Source organism: Terriglobia bacterium (assembly GCA_020072645.1).
Lineage (GTDB): Bacteria > Acidobacteriota > Terriglobia > Terriglobales > Acidobacteriaceae > Angelobacter.
Genome location: JAIQGK010000012.1, coordinates 649,295 through 664,435, shown reverse-complemented (window position 1 = coordinate 664,435; position 15,141 = coordinate 649,295). Strand labels below are relative to the sequence as shown.

Here is a 15,141-nt window from a genome sequence, read left to right as displayed (position 1 = left end):
ACCATCTAATGCTGGCGCCGCATGAGGAATTGTACTTTGTCCCTCCCTGCCCTACCTGCGGCCGTAAGTTCCGGGTCATAAAAGGGAAAAAGCCACGGTATGTGAAGAGAGTAGTTGAGCGGGTGGAAAGACCGTATCGGCCGACGTAAGCAGCGCTTTCTTAAACCTTTGGGGCCGCTGCTGGCTCATGCGGAGATAAGCCACGGCCTTCCATGATCAGTCTTGCCATCTCCGCACCCCACATCTCATACATCCGGGGCCCAGGATGAAAGCCATCTTCCGCCATCATGGGCCCGTAACGCCTGCTGGTACAGCGACGAACACGCAGTCAAATTGCGGCTCCGTCCATTCGCGCAGCAGGCGGGCAAACCATTTCGCCCTGGCCCCCAGATGCCAGCGCAAGGGCTGCGGAAGCGCGGGAAATTCATGCATCGGCGGCAGCCCGCTCCAGAGAATCCGCTGCGCACCAAACTTAAGGCGCAAGAGACCGGCTAACTCATCCAGCTCGGCCAGCCACGTAGTTGCGCGCCTTCCGCAGGTCACGTCATTGACGCCAAGCGATATTGCGACGGCTGCGAATGGTTCCTGCGTCATGCTTTTGAGCCTGGCGATAGTGCTGCGGGTGGTGGCGCCCGTCTGCGCTTCAACTCGCCAGACGACACGGAACTTGCTCTTGAGACGGCTCACCATATAACCGGCAAGCGCTTCTTCCTGGGTTCGCACACCCACTCCGGCCGCGGCCGAATCTCCCAGGACCAACAGTTGCAATGGCGTTCCTGAGCCGGCTTCGCCTGAGCGAGGTCCGTCGGCTTCCGGTAATTTGGGCGTCACACGACGCACATAGATTCCCTGGCATACCAGCAGCGGCGACAGCACAGCCATTGCGGTCGCCAGTTTGGCGCCGTTCTTTTTAGTGCGATTCATCGTCTCGCTCAAAACTGAGTATAACCGCGGTGTTACTGACCGACCCAGGATTGAAGATTGAGGATGCACGGCCTCTCTTGGCGCCTTATAATTCGCCGCATCGCTATTTCGCACCCGTTTATCCAGGAGGCACCCCTATGCGGAAAAATCAGAGCAGAAAAACTTGAAAGCCAGCGCAGCGCCGGCAAAATCATCCAGCAATCCGTTTGACCGGCGCAGCTTCCTGGTGGGTGCGGCCGCCGGAGCAGCAAGTCTTGCGCTCCCAGGCTGGGTAAGCGCTACGGAAGATGTCTTTGCTTCATCGCGCACTGGCCTCACTGGGTTTGACGATGACTTATCAGCCATTCGCTCTGAAATCACCAAGCGCCACGATGAAACCGTGCAACGCATGCAGACATGGATGAAACAGCCTTCCATTGCGGCGGAAAATCGTGGGATGAATGAAGGTTGCGAACTCACCATGCAGATGCTGCGGGATGCCGGTTTTCAGCAGGTGATAAAAATCCCCACCGACGGACAGCCGGGCATCTTTGCCACGCTGGACGCGGGCGCTCCTAAAACTCTTGGCCTTTACTTTATGTATGACGTGAAGCAGGTCGATCCTTCGGAATGGTCGTCACCACCTTGGGAGGCCCGTATTGTTGATAAGCCGGGCTTTGGCAAAGTTGTGGTTGGCCGTGGCGCGGTCAACCAGAAAGGGCCGGAGGCTACATTTTTGGCGGCGCTGCATGCTATCCGTGGCGCGGGACGCAAGTTGCCGGTGAACTTTGTTTTTGTGGCTGAAGGAGAAGAAGAAATTGGCTCGCCGCATTTTGCCCAGGTCGTCCACCGGCCGGAAGTTCTGGCCGCGCTGAAGAAAACAGTGGGAATCTTTATGCCGTTTGCTTCGCAGGATCCCGACGGAAAAGTTACGGCGTTCTTGGGCGCAAAAGGTGTAGTCGAATTGGAATTGGTTTCCAGCGGTGAGAAGTGGGGACGCGGCCCCAAAGCCGACATCCATTCCAGCAACAAGGCAAGGCTCGATTCACCGGCATGGCATCTGGTGAAAGCCTTGAACACATTGGTCTCAGCCGATGGCAATGATCCCGCGATTGCCGGCTTTGCCGACAAGGCGCGTCCTATTTCAGCGCAGGAAAAAGCCATGGTCGCGGAAGCGGCGCGACGGCTCGACGAAAAAGCGCTGATGAAGCAGATGGGCGTGGAACACTGGGTGCATGACGTGAGTTTCCAGGAGTCGCTGGAGCTGCTGGTATCCAAACCAACGGTGAACATTGAAGGCCTTGTCGGTGGTTACACCGGCCCAGGCGGAAAGACGATCCTGCCGCATCGCGCCGTGGCCAAAATGGATATGCGCCTTGTGCCGGACATGACTGCTGCCGATGCGTTGGCTGCGCTGAAGGCGCATCTGGCAAAGAACGGCTTTGGCGACATCGAAGTCAACATGACAGGCGGCTATGATCCCACCACTACACCTGCCGACGCAGCGGTTGTCCGCGCGGAACATGCCGTTTACAAACGCAATGGAATCGATCCCATCGTAATGCCGCGTCTGGCTGGTTCATGGCCGGGCTATGTTTTCACCGGCGATCCATTGCACCTCCCTGCAGGACATTTTGGCCTGGGCCACGGCAGCGGCGCGCACGCTCCCAATGAATACTACGTGATCGAATCCAGCAATCCGAAAGTCCAGGGCGTCGATGGCGCAGTGATGTCCTACGTGGAATATCTGTATGAGGTGGCGAGGACGGCGTAGGTAGCAACTGGCAATTGGCCAGACTTATTCACCGCAAAGGACGCCAAGGTCGCTAAGGGACAGGAAAGCTGGATTCCTTCCCTCGTGATGGACACCTCTTCTGCGATATCTGCTTTGGCTAGTTGCCAGTGACTAGCTGCTAGCTGCTTCTCTATTGCACCGTCAAGTTCACTGTGCTGGTGGCCGTTGCGCCGCCGCTCGCGCTGCTGGCCGTAACCACTATTGCCGAAGTTCCAGCTGGCGTGCCCAATCCTTTTGGGCCGGGAGTTGGAGTCGGTGCAGGCGTGTTGTTGCTGACGCCGCACCCCGCCAGCAGCAGCAAAGCTAATCCGGCTGAGGCGGTCGCCAGACGAATCTTTGAACTCTTTGTGCGGGCAAGCGCAAGCGCCAACGCGGCAAGTCCCATCATGCCGAGCAGCAAAGTGAATTGCGGTGGCACGCCGTTTGGCTGCGGGACGGCATTTGATCGCGCAGTGGTGGCGATAGTCAGCGTCACCGGAGTTGTGCCTGCCGCCGTCACGGACGCTGGGTTGAAGCTGCAAGTGCTTGCGGCGGGCAGACCGCTGCAGGCAAAAGTTACCGCGCCCAGGCTTCCGTTGTAATTCACGTTGAGCGTTGTGCTCGTTGTGTTTCCGGCCGCCACTGTAAGATTCGCCGTCTGGGCCGACATCAACAGCGCCGCGTCAATCTGCGTCACATCGCTGGCGGAGTCATTTGCTGTGTTGGCCTCTGCTCCGCCGGAAACCGTGGCTGTATTTGTCACTGAAGATGCGGCATTGGCAGCAACGTTCACCGTGAGCGTGATCGGCTCAAAACTAGTTCCAGCAAACAGCACATCACCGCGCGTGCATTGCAGCGGAGAAAGAGTGCAATTCCAGTTGAGGCCGCTGAGATCGGTTGCGGTGAGACCTGCCGGCAAATTGTCATTCACCGTGATCAGCGCTGACGTATCGGCACCGCCGCTATTAGAAATGGTGATCGTATAAGTAGCGCCGGTCTGCGGACGAACAAAATTTCCGGTGTGCGTTTTCGTGATCGTCAGGTCTGGCACAAGCACGCTTACAGTGGCCGTGGCCGTGCCGCCTGTCCCGCCTTCAGCCGAGGTTACGGCACCCGTTGTGTTCATCTGGTCTCCTGCGGCGGTGGCCAGCACATCGATGGAAAGCGTGCAACTGCTGTTGGCAGTAAGCACGGCGGCTGTCAGGCTGATGTTCGTGGGTAGGAGCGTTACCAAGCTGGTGTCGCAAGTGCCGCCGAGGCTGTCTGGGTTGGCGATGAGCAGCCCCGCGGGCATATCGTCACTAAAGCTCACGCCAGTGAGATCGGTTGCCGGATTGGGATTGGTAAGCGTGAACGTGAGCGTGACGCTACCATTCAAGCTAACAGTGGCGGCGCTGAATGATTTAACGATGGTGGGTGGAGACTGCGCCTGGGCAAGTCCGGTACACATGAACGCCATCATGCACACTGCGAAGGTCATTTGTTTCATGTGCTTCATGCGGCTCACCAGAATCATTGCGCCACTCCCTTTGCCGGTGCTCGCAGAATATCCGGCCGGCGTGCGGCTGGTTGGGCCTGAGGAAGTTGAACAGAGAGCAAGCGTGGAAGCAAGCGAGATGCAGGCAGATTTCATATTTTTTTCCGGAAGATGGCGATGATTGTAGCAGCTCACAATCAGAGCGCAATTAGGAAAAAGGTTTAGATCGGCACTTTTGGGTCACGCTCAGGTAATCAAGCTACAAAAGCGCGTTCTTTGTCGTGAGTGAAGGCCTGTGAATCGCGGTGCAACTCGCGCCCATAGACAACAAGGTTTTTGCGCCGGACATCTAGATTGGCATCCCCTGAAAAAAGAGAAGAAAGAGAAATGATCCATGCGTAAGCACTCTTTAGCTGTATGCCTAACTGCGCTGTTCGTACTGGGAATCGCTCAACCGCGTGCCCACGCCCAATCAACAACCACATGCCCCGCTGGATACTGGGACACGGCTGACGTAGTGATGATGGACCAAAGCCTGAGAAACAATAATTACCATCTGGCAGGAACGATCACTACGCCTGCCGGACCGGACGGAAATTCATACCTGAATGAATCCATACCATCCACCAATAACAGCAGCTCCGGCAAGCTGCAATATGTAAAAACCTATCAAACTGCGCCGGGGCAATCCGGTTTGAAGGGCTATCCCTGGGACATTAATTTGTATGATAGCCAGTACGTTTATCTCTGGGTCACGGAGCAGTGCTGGGCCGATCCATGGGCTTATAAGAAATTCAATTCAGGAAGCAATGATTACTCCATGCGGTTTATGCGCCGTTGCGTTCTCCCCGGCGATGGAAACACCAGCGTGATCGTGAACGCGCCACCAAGCGTGGACTCCAACAACAATACGAATTACATTAACCAGCCAGCCACGCTGCCGCAAAATCCTTCGTCAGCCGATTGCACTGCGCCATCAAGCACGGCCAACCTGAAATATTCGCGCATGACGGTGCAATCCACGCAGTCCGGATTCACGTTTCATGACGACCATCAACAACCAGACGCTCAGCCTCACAGTGGTCCCAGTCGATTATGAATATAGCTGCACTACAGGCTCGGGAGGTCCAGCCGACTGCAAATTCAAAGAGGAGTTTACTTACAACAACACGTACGGCTGGGTGAAATGGCAGTACTGGACTTCAACCGGTTCCGCATGGTCATGGCAAAAGACCAGCCTGCATGACCACCTGAAACCCAATGACGGAAACAGCGGGATCTTCTTCCCGTGCTTCTAATATGTGTTTGTAAAACAATTGTATTGACAAGTAAATTGGAGCGCAGTCGCATCCCCTGGCTGCGCTTCTTTGTTGATGCCGTTGGCCCAGCAGCCCCGCGCGTTGGGGACCATTCATGTGCCACTACTACTAAAGAATTTTAATTCTTAGTTTGATAGTTAAGCATTGATAATAAATAAGTTGATAGATAGCTAAAGCTGGCATAAGCGAAACAAGTAGCTAAATAATTTATAAAAATACTGCAACGTTTTACCAGTCAATATCACTACTCTGCAAGCCCCCTTCCCAAATGTCGCCTGGCGGAACTATCAACGCAAGCCAGGGTGTCTAACAACAACGAATGCAAACTGATCCAACGGCCGTCTCACTCTGTCCGGAGCCGCACAATTTCCGTTTGCACAAACGAAAAAGGAGATTGAATTGAAAGACTGGAAGGAAACGCTGACTAGAAAATGCAGCATTCTATGGATTGCTTTCTTTTTGCTGCTTGCAACCATGGCCCACGCGCAAGTCACCTCGCTCAGCCTTTTCAGTGATCCGGGCGACTTCGTTGGAGACGGCCAAAATGCGCTCTTTACGCCTGCTGACGGGACCTTTAGCGTGCAAGCATCGGCAAATGACAACGTAATAGGCGTGCATTTTGTGGGCCAGCCGGGCGTGTTCTGGGACCTCGAATTTGCCGCGTGCTGCGGCGCGCCACTCGCTGCTTTTGAACAATACTTCGGAGCACAGACCTGGCCCACCCAACCTAGTTTCCTGCCGGGAATGCTGATCTCCGGCGACGGCCGGACCTGCGATGCTGTCACCGGTAACTTCACGTTCCGGCAGCTCAGTTTCAACCCGGACGGCAGCGTCGCCTCCCTGGATGTGATTTTTGTGCAGCAGTGCGACGGCGAGGCTCCGGCATTGAGCGGCGAGATTCGTTTCGGTGCGGTTGAACCCATTTACATCTCTTCGCCGCCGCATCAGGTTGTCCCGGTGGGCCAGACCCTGACGTTCACAGTTTCAGCCATCGACGCCCAGGGCGGACATGTTGCCCTGAGTGCTCCGGTGCCCGCCGGAGGTACCTTGGGATCCTTTGTTGACAATGGCGATAACACGGGAACCTTCACATGGACGCCTAACATTACATTCTTTGGCACAAAGACTTTTTTTAACTTCACTGCAACCGATTCGGCCGGCAATTCCGCTTTTGCTCCCATCGAGATTGACGTGATTGCTCCGCAGCCGCAGACCCCGCCGAATGACGATTTCAATCATGCGACGGTGGCCCCCTCGGTCCCCTTTACCACAAGCCAGGACGTCAGCAATGCCACAGTGGCTCCCGATGATCCGTTCTGCGTCAACAGAAACCAGACAGTATGGTTCGCCTTTACTCCAACGCAGAACATGCGACTGGAAGCTAATACAATTGGCAGCGACTACGATACAACTTTAGGGGTTTATACCGGCACTCGCGGGGCTTTGAACCAGATTGGCTGCGATGATGATTCCAATGGAACTTTGCAGTCAACTGTGCGGTTCGATGCGGTTGCCGGAGTCACCTATTACTTTGAGGTATCCTCATTCTCTACCGTGTCTCCGGCCGATCTGGTATTCAACTTGGTTCCCTCTCTTCCACCGCTTGCGATTACGCCCAGCGTTACAAAGTTTGGAACAGTTGACCCTACCACCGGAACAGCCACCATTACCGGCTCTGTTTCCTGTACGAAGCAGGCGTTTGTGACCCTCTCCGGGCAACTGAAACAAACCCACGGCAATACTCCCATCACCGGGTTCTTCTCGGTATTTGTTCCCTGTGATGGAATAACGCCATGGAATGCCACCATCCAAACGGTGGCCACGCTCTTCCATGGACGGTCCGTGGCGTTGTTCACCGGCGGCAAAGCGGATATATCTGCCACCGCAACTGCGTTTGATTTCGATAGCGGTGAAACGGTCGAACAAGACCTGGCAGTTACGATCACCTTGCGCGGCAAAAACTGAAAGACCCTCATAATACAAAAAGCCCCTGCTATACAAGCAGGGGCTTCACTTTTGATGATTCAGGGAAAACTATGCGCCGCGTCCGACGCCCATATACTCAAAGCCCAGGGCTTTCATGCGTGGACCGTCGAGCAGGTTTTTGGTATCCACCACAACAGGGTTGCGGATGATGCGGCGAATGCGGTCAAAATCGAGCGTGCGGAATTCCGGCCAGCCCGTGCCCAGAACCAGCGCGTCCGCGCCTTCTGCTACGGAGTACGCTGAATCACAATAGCGCACGTTGCCGCTGAGCTCCTGCTGCGCGTCCGGCATTGCGATGGGATCATAGGCTTTCACGTGCGCGCCGCTTTCCATGAGGCTGCGCGCCAGGCGAATGGAGCCGGAGCTGACAACGGAGTTCGTATTCGGCTTGAATGCCAGTCCCAGCAGTCCGACTTGCTTGCCCTCAACCGAGCCCATGGCACTATTGATTTTCCGCATGATGCGTCCGCAAAATTCCTGATTCACTTCACGCGCGGCGCTCAGAATCTTGAGTGACACGCCGGAACCGGCGGCAAGATTGGCCAGCGAGTCCATGTCTGATTCAGTAAAGCTTCCGCCCAGCGATCCCGGTTGCAACGACCGCGGCGCGATCCGCTTATCGAGGCCGAGCGCAAGAGACAGATCAACAGCGTCGGCATTGATGCGTTCGCACAAGCTGGACAGCTCATTGATAAAGGAAACTTTCGTCGCCAGGAATGCCGTTGAAGCTTCACGCACCAGCTCTGCTGTCTGGTGGCTGGTAACAATCACCGGAACGCCGCGCATCACCAGCGGTCGGTAAAGAGCTTTCAGGGAAGTCACCGCAGCGTTTGACGTGGTTCCCAGAACGATTCTGTCCGGCCAGTTGAAGTCTTCCACCGCGCAGCCTTCAGAGAGGAACAGCGGATGGGACACTACCGTGATGTTCTTTCCGGAGGCCTTGAGGCGTTCTTCAATCCTGTGCGCCGTGCCCACTGGTACAGGGGTGACCAGGACCAGAATCTGACCGTGATCGCAATAATTGGCAATCTCCATGGAGATGGCTTCCATGTCACGGTTGGCGTCTTCAGCCAGGTAGATGATTTCTGCGCGCTGCACCATGGACTGCAAGTGCGTGGAATACATAAGCCGCCCGGAGCGGACGCCGCGGCGGACAATGTCACTTAAATTCTTTTCATGGAAGGGCAAAATGCCGCTGGCGAGCAACGTGGTATTCACAGAGTCGCTGCCATACGCTGTCACGGGCACGCCAAAATCGGCAAGACACGCAGCCACTACAGTTCCCAGATACCCACAACCGTAGACACCGATCTGCATAAACTCTCCTGGAGAAAACTAGAGCATCGGCGACTCGGGGGAAGTTATTGAGGGTTCGCCAACTGGTCTTTAATTTTTATGTTGCCGTGCTGACTAACTCAAGCAGTTGTGATTAGAAGCTTTTACTTAGTACACCGCAAGATCGTATTAGGACATGTACCAAGCACAAGTGCATGTCCGGATCCCGATGTTTAAAGGCTTTTCTCGCCCCACCCCAATCGCCAGCGTGCACGAATTCTAGTGCAAAACTAAGGCCCATGCCAGTGCTTTTTGCTTCAGGTTGTCTCATCAATCCATCTTGATTTCGATCTTGTGTCCATCCGGGTCGCGTACCCAGATGGAGAGCCCTTTGCCTTTCGCCCCCGTGTTAACCTCTGCCTGCGAGGGATCCATCCCTTTGCGCTTGAAGGTGGCAATCACGTCGTAAATGCTTGATCCTGTGGCAGATAGACAAATATGCTCTTCGCTCAGGTTGGCCGTGGGCGCAGGGTTTGTGGGCGAAGCTTCAAACAAATCGATCAACGACTCCCCGGCCCGGAGCGTAACAATGTTGTAACCGGCCTTTGATTTGCTCTCTTGCTCCAGGGTCATTCCCAGCTTCTCTATATAAAAGGTCTTCATGGCGGCCAGCCGCTTGGTTACCAGCGCAATGTGGTCGACGCCTTTATAAGTGAACACGGTCTCTCATTCTGCTGCCTGCCGTCCCCGCTGCTCAAGGATATTCTTCAGCCCCGTACCATGCTGCGCACCCTGACTGCGGGCGGGATTGGGTGCGTTGACCGCATCCGGCTATGTTTATGTCCTTCTCGATCTCGCCTAAATATCGCCTTTTCTGGCGCTTAGCTGTTGATCTCGGTTTTACCCGCGGATGAGTCGGCGTGCATTGCCGGTTGACTTCGTCCGGGAGCAAAGTGCCGTCATAGCAAGCGACTGCGGCGGGAACTGGCGGAAAGCGCAGCTCCTTCCAAGCTTTCTTCCATCCCTCACCGCGGGTCGCAAGCGGAATCGTGAATCGGAGGTGATTCAAAAAATGCTCAACACTCGGCCATCTACCCAAACCATTCCTAACCCTGGCTCAAGCAAGACCAACTTCCGGGAAGCCAAGCGGATACAGCAAAGCTTCCTGGCTAACGCGGAAAAACGCACCCTGATCTGGCTGGCGACCAGAACGCCGGCCTGGATCAACTCTGACCATCTAACGCTGCTCGGCTTGCTTTCCATGGCGGCGGCCGGCGCGGCTTACTGGTGGTCGGCCAGCAATCGCTTTGGTCTGGTCGTGGTTGTGCTTTGCCTGGCGCTCAACTGGCTGGGCGACTCGCTGGACGGAACGCTGGCCCGCTTTCGTGATCACTCGCGTCCGCGCTACGGCTTTTACGTTGACCACATTGTGGACGCCTTCAGCGCGTTCTTTCTTCTTGGCGGCTTGGCGCTTTCCGGATACATGTCGCCTGCGGTTGCGCTTGGCTTGCTCATTGCTTATCTGATGTTGTCAGTTGAAATTTATCTGGCCACGTATGCTCTGGGCGACTTCAAAATTTCGTACTACAAAATGGGACCAACGGAGTTGCGCATCCTGCTCTCCATTGGCAACCTCGCGGTGCTGTGGAAGTCCACCGTGCATCTGTTTGGGCGCGCTCACCGGTTCTTCGATGTTGCTGGAACGCTTGGCATCTCCGGCATGTTGCTGATTATGGTGATTTCCGCTGTGCGCAACACCGTACGCCTGTACCGTGAAGAACCGATTCCGGTCGGCAAGCCGCTGCCAAATGCGAGACAGGCTGCGCTGCCTTTTTCAGCGTCTCAGCATCTTCACCGTGAGTCATCTTTGTGAATGTCTGAGCGGAGGACATACCGCCACTCACACTCCTTGCCGCTTCTTTAGCACAGCCTGCGCGGGCGGCGCAGAGACGCGCTTGCGGCGGAACTGGGCCGGAGGACAATTTAACTCTCGCTTGAACGCGCGGTTGAAGGCCGCCTCTGAGCCGTATCCAACGGTGGCGGCGACTTCAGCCACGCTGTCTTCGGTTGACTGAAGCAGCTCCGCGCCGAGCTTCACGCGCCACCGAGCAAGGTAAGCCATGGGCGGCTCACCCAGAAAATGGTTGAACCGCTCCGCAAATCGCGTACGAGACGCAAATCGCGTACGAGACAAACCTACGCGCCGCGCCAGCTCTTCAACGGTCCATGGATCAGCGGGCTTTTTATGCATCAGGGCCAGCGCCTGACCGATGAAGGGATCGCGCGCGCCGGCAAGCCAGCCGATCTGGTCCGGCGGCAGGTTGGTGATGTAACGCCGCAGGGTCTCAACGAACAACACTTCAGAAAGCTTGGCGAGCACCAGGCCGGTTCCGTCATTTGCGCCGCTCATCTGGCCGACGGAAAAGCGGATAGAGTTTTCCAGCCACTCGCCTGAGGGTTCATTGACCACATGCACTTTCAGGATTGGCGGCAGGCCCGCAAGAAAGACCTGGCTCATGCGCGGTTCGCAGGCCAGGAAGCCGCAGACGAAGCGGGTAAGCTCTCCGCCTCCGCCATAACGCGCGACCTTGACTCCCTCAGTGAGGTTGGGGCCAAAAGTCTTGAATGAATCCACTGGTTTTACAGATGGGCCATTGCCGATAAAGTGGGCGTCGCCGTGGGGAAAGACCACGATGTCGCCGGCGGTCAACTCTTCCCGCGTTCCGTCTTCAAGTTTGGCGTAGGCGCGGCCTTCCGTGAGGAAGTGATAGATGATCAGGTGCCCCGACTGGGGCGAGAGACATGCCGTGATCGCGGCTGATTCAGACGTCCTGAAACACCAAGGCGCTGAAAACTCTCCATGAAAGAAAAGCGCGCCGTCGAGCCTTACGACCCTCAGCACATCGGAAAGCACATCCATCAGAACAGCCTCACTGCCATTATAGGTGTTTGGGCCAAGGATACGGGACGCTCGATCAAGTATTCAAGGCCGCATAAGCCCATAGTGTAAACAGATCGAACGCCGATCCAACATAGGTTAAGGAGATGGCCACGGATGACGACGAATGCTGTTGCAAAAGAAATATTGACGAATGCCGATTTTGATCAACTTAAAACCCGCCTGAAAGCGACATGGATGACCGGGGATTACGACGTTTTTGCGCGCTACATGGAAAAGGACGCGGAGGTATTTTACCAGCGGCTTGGAATCAAGCCGAGAGCGCGGCTGTTGGACGTGGGATGCGGCGCCGGACAGCTTGCCCTGATTGCGGCCCGGGCGGGCGCGAAAGTGACTGGCTGCGACATCGCAATCAACTGGCTTGAGAAAGCGCGGACGCGCGCCGCCGCTGAAGGACTGGACATCAACTTTGAAGAAGGCGATGCCGAAGCGCTGCCGTATGAAGATGGACAGTTTGACGCGGTGACCAGCATGTTCGGGGCGATGTTTGCGCCGCGTCCGGAACTGGTTGCGGCTGAACTGACGCGCGTTTGCCGGCCCGGCGGCACAATCGCCATGGCCAACTGGACGCCCGGCGGTTTCGTCGGCCAGATGTTTAAGACGATTGCCAGACACATTGCTCCTTCCGGCATGCCGTCGCCCGCGCTGTGGGGCGATGAAGCCACGGTGCGTGAGCGCTTCAGCGACGGGATCGTCACGCTGAAACTCACTCCGCGCTTGTATCGCTTGGAATATCCCTTCCCGCCGGATGCGGTGGTGGAATTCTTCCGCCTCAATTACGGCCCCATGACGCGCGCCTTTGCATCGCTGGACGCAAGCGGGCAGAAGGTGCTGCGCAGTGAACTTATCCGCCTGTGGGCGGAACACAACGCCGCACCCGGCAACACCACGCTGGTTGCCGCCGAATACCTTGAGGTTGTTGCCACTCGCAACGGCGCTCAGGATGCTCCCGGGCCGCATTTGCTCAAGAAAGAGACTCCGGCAAGCCGTCGCGCTGCGCTGCTGGCTGACCGCATTGAGCAAGGCGCTGCCGGACTGGCCGCGTTTGCTGAAGGAATCTCTGAAGCTGAGTGGCATCTACCGGTCTCCAGCACGGACCATCGCTCCGTTGGCGTGATCGTGAACCATGTTGCCAGCATGTACCCGATTGAGATTGACGTGGCGGGTGCGGTGGCCGGTGGCAATGCCGTTACAGACGTTAGCTGGGATGCCGTGGCACAGATCAATGCCAAGCACGCTCAGGACCAGGCGTCCGCGACCAAGGCCGCAACGCTGGAACTGCTGCGCAAAAACAGCCGTGAAGCGGCCGCCGCGGTACGCGCCTTGACCGATGCTGAACTCGATCAGGCTGCGCCATTCTCGTTGAGCTTTGGCGCGCCCATGACGGCTCAGTTCGTGATTGAAGACCATGCGCTGCGGCATAGCTGGCACCATCTGGCAAAGATAAGGAAGGCACTGAAGCGGTAAGGCGGTGACGATAGCAGATGGGCGTCCGCAATGGTAAAGCAGTCGCAAGCCGTTGCGGAGCCATCCTTCCCTGTTCCGATTTCGGGCTCCTCCGCGTCTCTGCGCCTCCGTGGTGGGTTTTCGCTTTCCGATTTCGGCGATAGGCGCTGAACGGACGGGCGGATCCCTGACAGTTTAGACCGGGCACATAGCTGACACTTTCTGGTCCACTTGGTTGAGGGGATGGGGGTGCAGGGGATGGGGACGCTTCCCCTTTCCCTGCATCAGCCTTGTAGTCAACCCCTGCTTTGGGCAACAGCGTCACTCGCAGTTGCTTACTGTCGAATCTTGCAATGGGTATTTGGGCAAAGTAAACGGTGAACCAGCGATCATCAGTCGGTAACAACCCGATTGGCTCACCCCAGAGAACTTCGCTCAAAAACACATCCTGCTTCTTCCAACGAAACTGCCCTTGGTGTTTTATCTGACGTACCAGCATCTCGTCCGGGTATTCCACTTCCGGCAGCCGTACCGGAAAACTTCTTCCCGACGCCTCATACACCGCAGCTGGCGTCTGCATGGCCAACGCTTCGTGCGGCCGCACCTGGTTATATTCCTGACGGAATCTCTCCATCACTCGTTGCTGCTCTCTCCAGTTCGCTGCCGCTGGTTGGGCTACTTCCTGCTTCAGCGTGCGATGCATTCGCTCATGTCTTCCGTTCTGCTCCGGATGCCCGGCTTCGATCCGCTCCGGCACAATCCCCAGCTTGATCCACCACACCGCCAGCCGTGACAATCCCGCGATCGCATGCGAAGCGAACGGTGCCCCATTATCAGTACGAATCGCCTGGGGCAGTCCATACTCGCGAAACGCCGCTTCAAAGATCGCCTGCACCCGCGCCGTGTCCGTCTTCTCCACTGCCTGGCACTTCAGCAGATACCGGCTGTGAGCATCTGTGATCGTCAGCGGATCGATCCGTCGTCCATCTCCGGTTCGAAACCAGCCTTTGAAATCCGCGCACCACACTCGGTTCGGTCCATCGGCATGTCCCAGAGGTTCACTGTAGGGCTCGGTCCGCCGCCGCTTGCGCCGCCCTATCACCAAACCTTCCCGCTTCAACAGCGCTCCGATGGTGCTCGCCGCCGGCCACACTCGCCCGGGCTCATCCCGCTCCAGGATCCGTTTTAACTTACGCGGCCCCCAGCGCATGTGCGCTTGCCGCTGTTCCAGAACCATCCGCTCTATCTCGGCTGGTGTCTGATTCCCATGCCGCAAGGATGCCCGACTTCGTTCTACCAACCCCTCGATTCCTCGCTCGCGATACCGGCGGATCCACACATACCCGGTCTCCCGCGCGATCTCATAGCGTTGGCACAGCTCCGTCATCGACCTCTGCCCCTGTTCATACTCAAAGACAAACCGCAGCTTCTCTTCCATCACACTGCTCGTTTTCCATGGCATGCACTCTTTCTTAACTCGCGCCCGCCATCGTTCACAGTGTCAAGTATCCGCCCGGTCCATTCTGTCAGGGATGCGCCCGGTCCGTACCATCCCACTGCATCGCCCCTCCCCCCTCCCTCGGTCCCAATGTCTAAAGGACTTACGCGATTCCTCCCCATAGATCCCCATACGCCGTTATTGCAAACAAAGGCACTTATTTGAAACCTCCCCATTTCATCCCCATGCCATTCGGCTGGGAGATTCGGCAGAGGGTCGCAAGCTTAAGAAGCCGCGCGGCGCAACAACCGCCGCGCTACAAACTGTCATCGTGAGCGACAGGTGCCAACCGGAAGCTGAACGATCTAAATCAGGCGAAGCCTCACTCAATTTGGCTGATTGCTGAGTGCTAATTGCTGAATGCTTATTTTCAAAGATCGTTCAACATCCCACTTTTTCGCTCTGGAGCGAATCTCTAAATTTACCATTTGTTCGCCTTTATGCCAAGGAAAAGCTGTCGGGTTCTTCGCCAGTTCGTTAGCTATTTCGGCTGGCTACTCGGGC

General features: G+C 56.5%; 10 protein-coding genes and 3 pseudogenes. 7 read left to right on the top strand and 6 right to left on the bottom strand.

Annotated elements, in window-relative coordinates; translation table 11 throughout:
- Positions 1–160 precede the first annotated feature (160 nt).
- Positions 161–924 (bottom strand): annotated as a pseudogene (locus LAO76_19455) (SGNH/GDSL hydrolase family protein).
- Between the two features lie 163 nt (positions 925–1,087).
- Between LAO76_19455 and LAO76_19450 the strand changes: the two are divergent.
- Positions 1,088–2,677 (top strand): M20/M25/M40 family metallo-hydrolase, encoded by a 1,590-nt coding sequence (locus tag LAO76_19450; protein MBZ5493098.1) that lies wholly within the window; start codon positions 1,088–1,090, stop codon positions 2,675–2,677.
- Positions 2,678–2,828: 151 nt separating this feature from the next.
- Here the strand turns inward: LAO76_19450 and LAO76_19445 are convergent, their stop codons facing one another.
- Positions 2,829–4,310 carry a DUF11 domain-containing protein gene (locus tag LAO76_19445; GenBank protein MBZ5493097.1) on the bottom strand — a complete coding sequence of 494 codons (1,482 nt, stop codon included), beginning with the start codon at positions 4,308–4,310 and terminating at the stop codon, positions 2,829–2,831.
- A 238-nt stretch (positions 4,311–4,548) separates the two neighbouring features.
- Between LAO76_19445 and LAO76_19440 the strand changes: the two genes are divergently transcribed.
- The 3 genes from LAO76_19440 (at position 4,549) to LAO76_19430 (ending at position 7,438) form a co-directional block, all read left to right on the top strand.
- Positions 4,549–5,253, top strand: coding sequence for a hypothetical protein (locus tag LAO76_19440; protein ID MBZ5493096.1), 705 nt, complete (start codon positions 4,549–4,551; stop codon positions 5,251–5,253).
- On the top strand, positions 5,198–5,452 hold the full coding sequence (locus LAO76_19435) for a hypothetical protein (GenBank protein MBZ5493095.1): 255 nt from the start codon (positions 5,198–5,200) through the stop codon (positions 5,450–5,452). Before LAO76_19440 ends, LAO76_19435 begins: the two co-directional genes overlap by 56 nt.
- 420 nt (positions 5,453–5,872) lie before the next feature.
- A complete protein-coding gene (locus LAO76_19430) occupies positions 5,873–7,438 on the top strand; it encodes a hypothetical protein (protein MBZ5493094.1) in 1,566 nt (521 codons plus the stop codon).
- Positions 7,439–7,507: 69 nt separating this feature from the next.
- Here LAO76_19430 and LAO76_19425 read toward each other — a convergent pair whose 3' ends face one another.
- Both LAO76_19425 and LAO76_19420 read right to left on the bottom strand, forming a co-directional pair.
- Positions 7,508–8,776 carry a nucleotide sugar dehydrogenase gene (locus LAO76_19425; protein ID MBZ5493093.1) on the bottom strand — a complete coding sequence of 423 codons (1,269 nt, stop codon included), beginning with the start codon at positions 8,774–8,776 and terminating at the stop codon, positions 7,508–7,510.
- Between the two features lie 288 nt (positions 8,777–9,064).
- Complete coding sequence (locus tag LAO76_19420; GenBank protein ID MBZ5493092.1) at positions 9,065–9,454, bottom strand: VOC family protein; 390 nt, start codon at positions 9,452–9,454, stop codon at positions 9,065–9,067.
- Between the two features lie 352 nt (positions 9,455–9,806).
- Here LAO76_19420 and LAO76_19415 point away from each other — a divergent pair, with 352 nt between their 5' ends.
- Positions 9,807–10,607: a CDP-alcohol phosphatidyltransferase family protein gene (locus LAO76_19415; protein MBZ5493091.1), complete on the top strand. Its 801-nt coding sequence runs from the start codon at positions 9,807–9,809 to the stop codon at positions 10,605–10,607.
- A gap of 27 nt (positions 10,608–10,634) precedes the next feature.
- Here LAO76_19415 and LAO76_19410 read toward each other — a convergent pair whose 3' ends face one another.
- Positions 10,635–11,654, bottom strand: a complete 1,020-nt coding sequence (locus LAO76_19410; GenBank protein MBZ5493090.1) for an AraC family transcriptional regulator — start codon at positions 11,652–11,654, stop codon at positions 10,635–10,637.
- A 135-nt stretch (positions 11,655–11,789) separates the two neighbouring features.
- Between LAO76_19410 and LAO76_19405 the strand changes: the two are divergent.
- Together LAO76_19405 and LAO76_19400 are read left to right on the top strand one after the other, a co-directional pair.
- Positions 11,790–12,623 (top strand): annotated as a pseudogene (locus LAO76_19405) (class I SAM-dependent methyltransferase).
- A 30-nt stretch (positions 12,624–12,653) separates the two neighbouring features.
- Complete coding sequence (locus LAO76_19400) at positions 12,654–13,160, top strand: DinB family protein (protein MBZ5493089.1); 507 nt, start codon at positions 12,654–12,656, stop codon at positions 13,158–13,160.
- Between the two features lie 331 nt (positions 13,161–13,491).
- Here the strand turns inward: LAO76_19400 and LAO76_19395 are convergent.
- Positions 13,492–14,601: pseudogene (locus LAO76_19395) on the bottom strand (integrase core domain-containing protein).
- Positions 14,602–15,141 lie beyond the last annotated feature (540 nt).

What these genes read in the sequence shown, in the direction of transcription:
- LAO76_19415 (MBZ5493091.1), top strand. Translation starts at nt 9,807, where the DNA reads ATGCTCAACACTCGGCCATCTACCCAAACCATTCCTAACCCTGGCTCA.
- LAO76_19425 (MBZ5493093.1), bottom strand. Translation starts at nt 8,776, where the DNA reads ATGCAGATCGGTGTCTACGGTTGTGGGTATCTGGGAACTGTAGTGGCT.
- LAO76_19410 (MBZ5493090.1), bottom strand. Translation starts at nt 11,654, where the DNA reads ATGGATGTGCTTTCCGATGTGCTGAGGGTCGTAAGGCTCGACGGCGCG.
- LAO76_19435 (MBZ5493095.1), top strand. Translation starts at nt 5,198, where the DNA reads ATGACGACCATCAACAACCAGACGCTCAGCCTCACAGTGGTCCCAGTC.
- LAO76_19440 (MBZ5493096.1), top strand. Translation starts at nt 4,549, where the DNA reads ATGCGTAAGCACTCTTTAGCTGTATGCCTAACTGCGCTGTTCGTACTG.
- LAO76_19445 (MBZ5493097.1), bottom strand. Translation starts at nt 4,310, where the DNA reads ATGAAATCTGCCTGCATCTCGCTTGCTTCCACGCTTGCTCTCTGTTCA.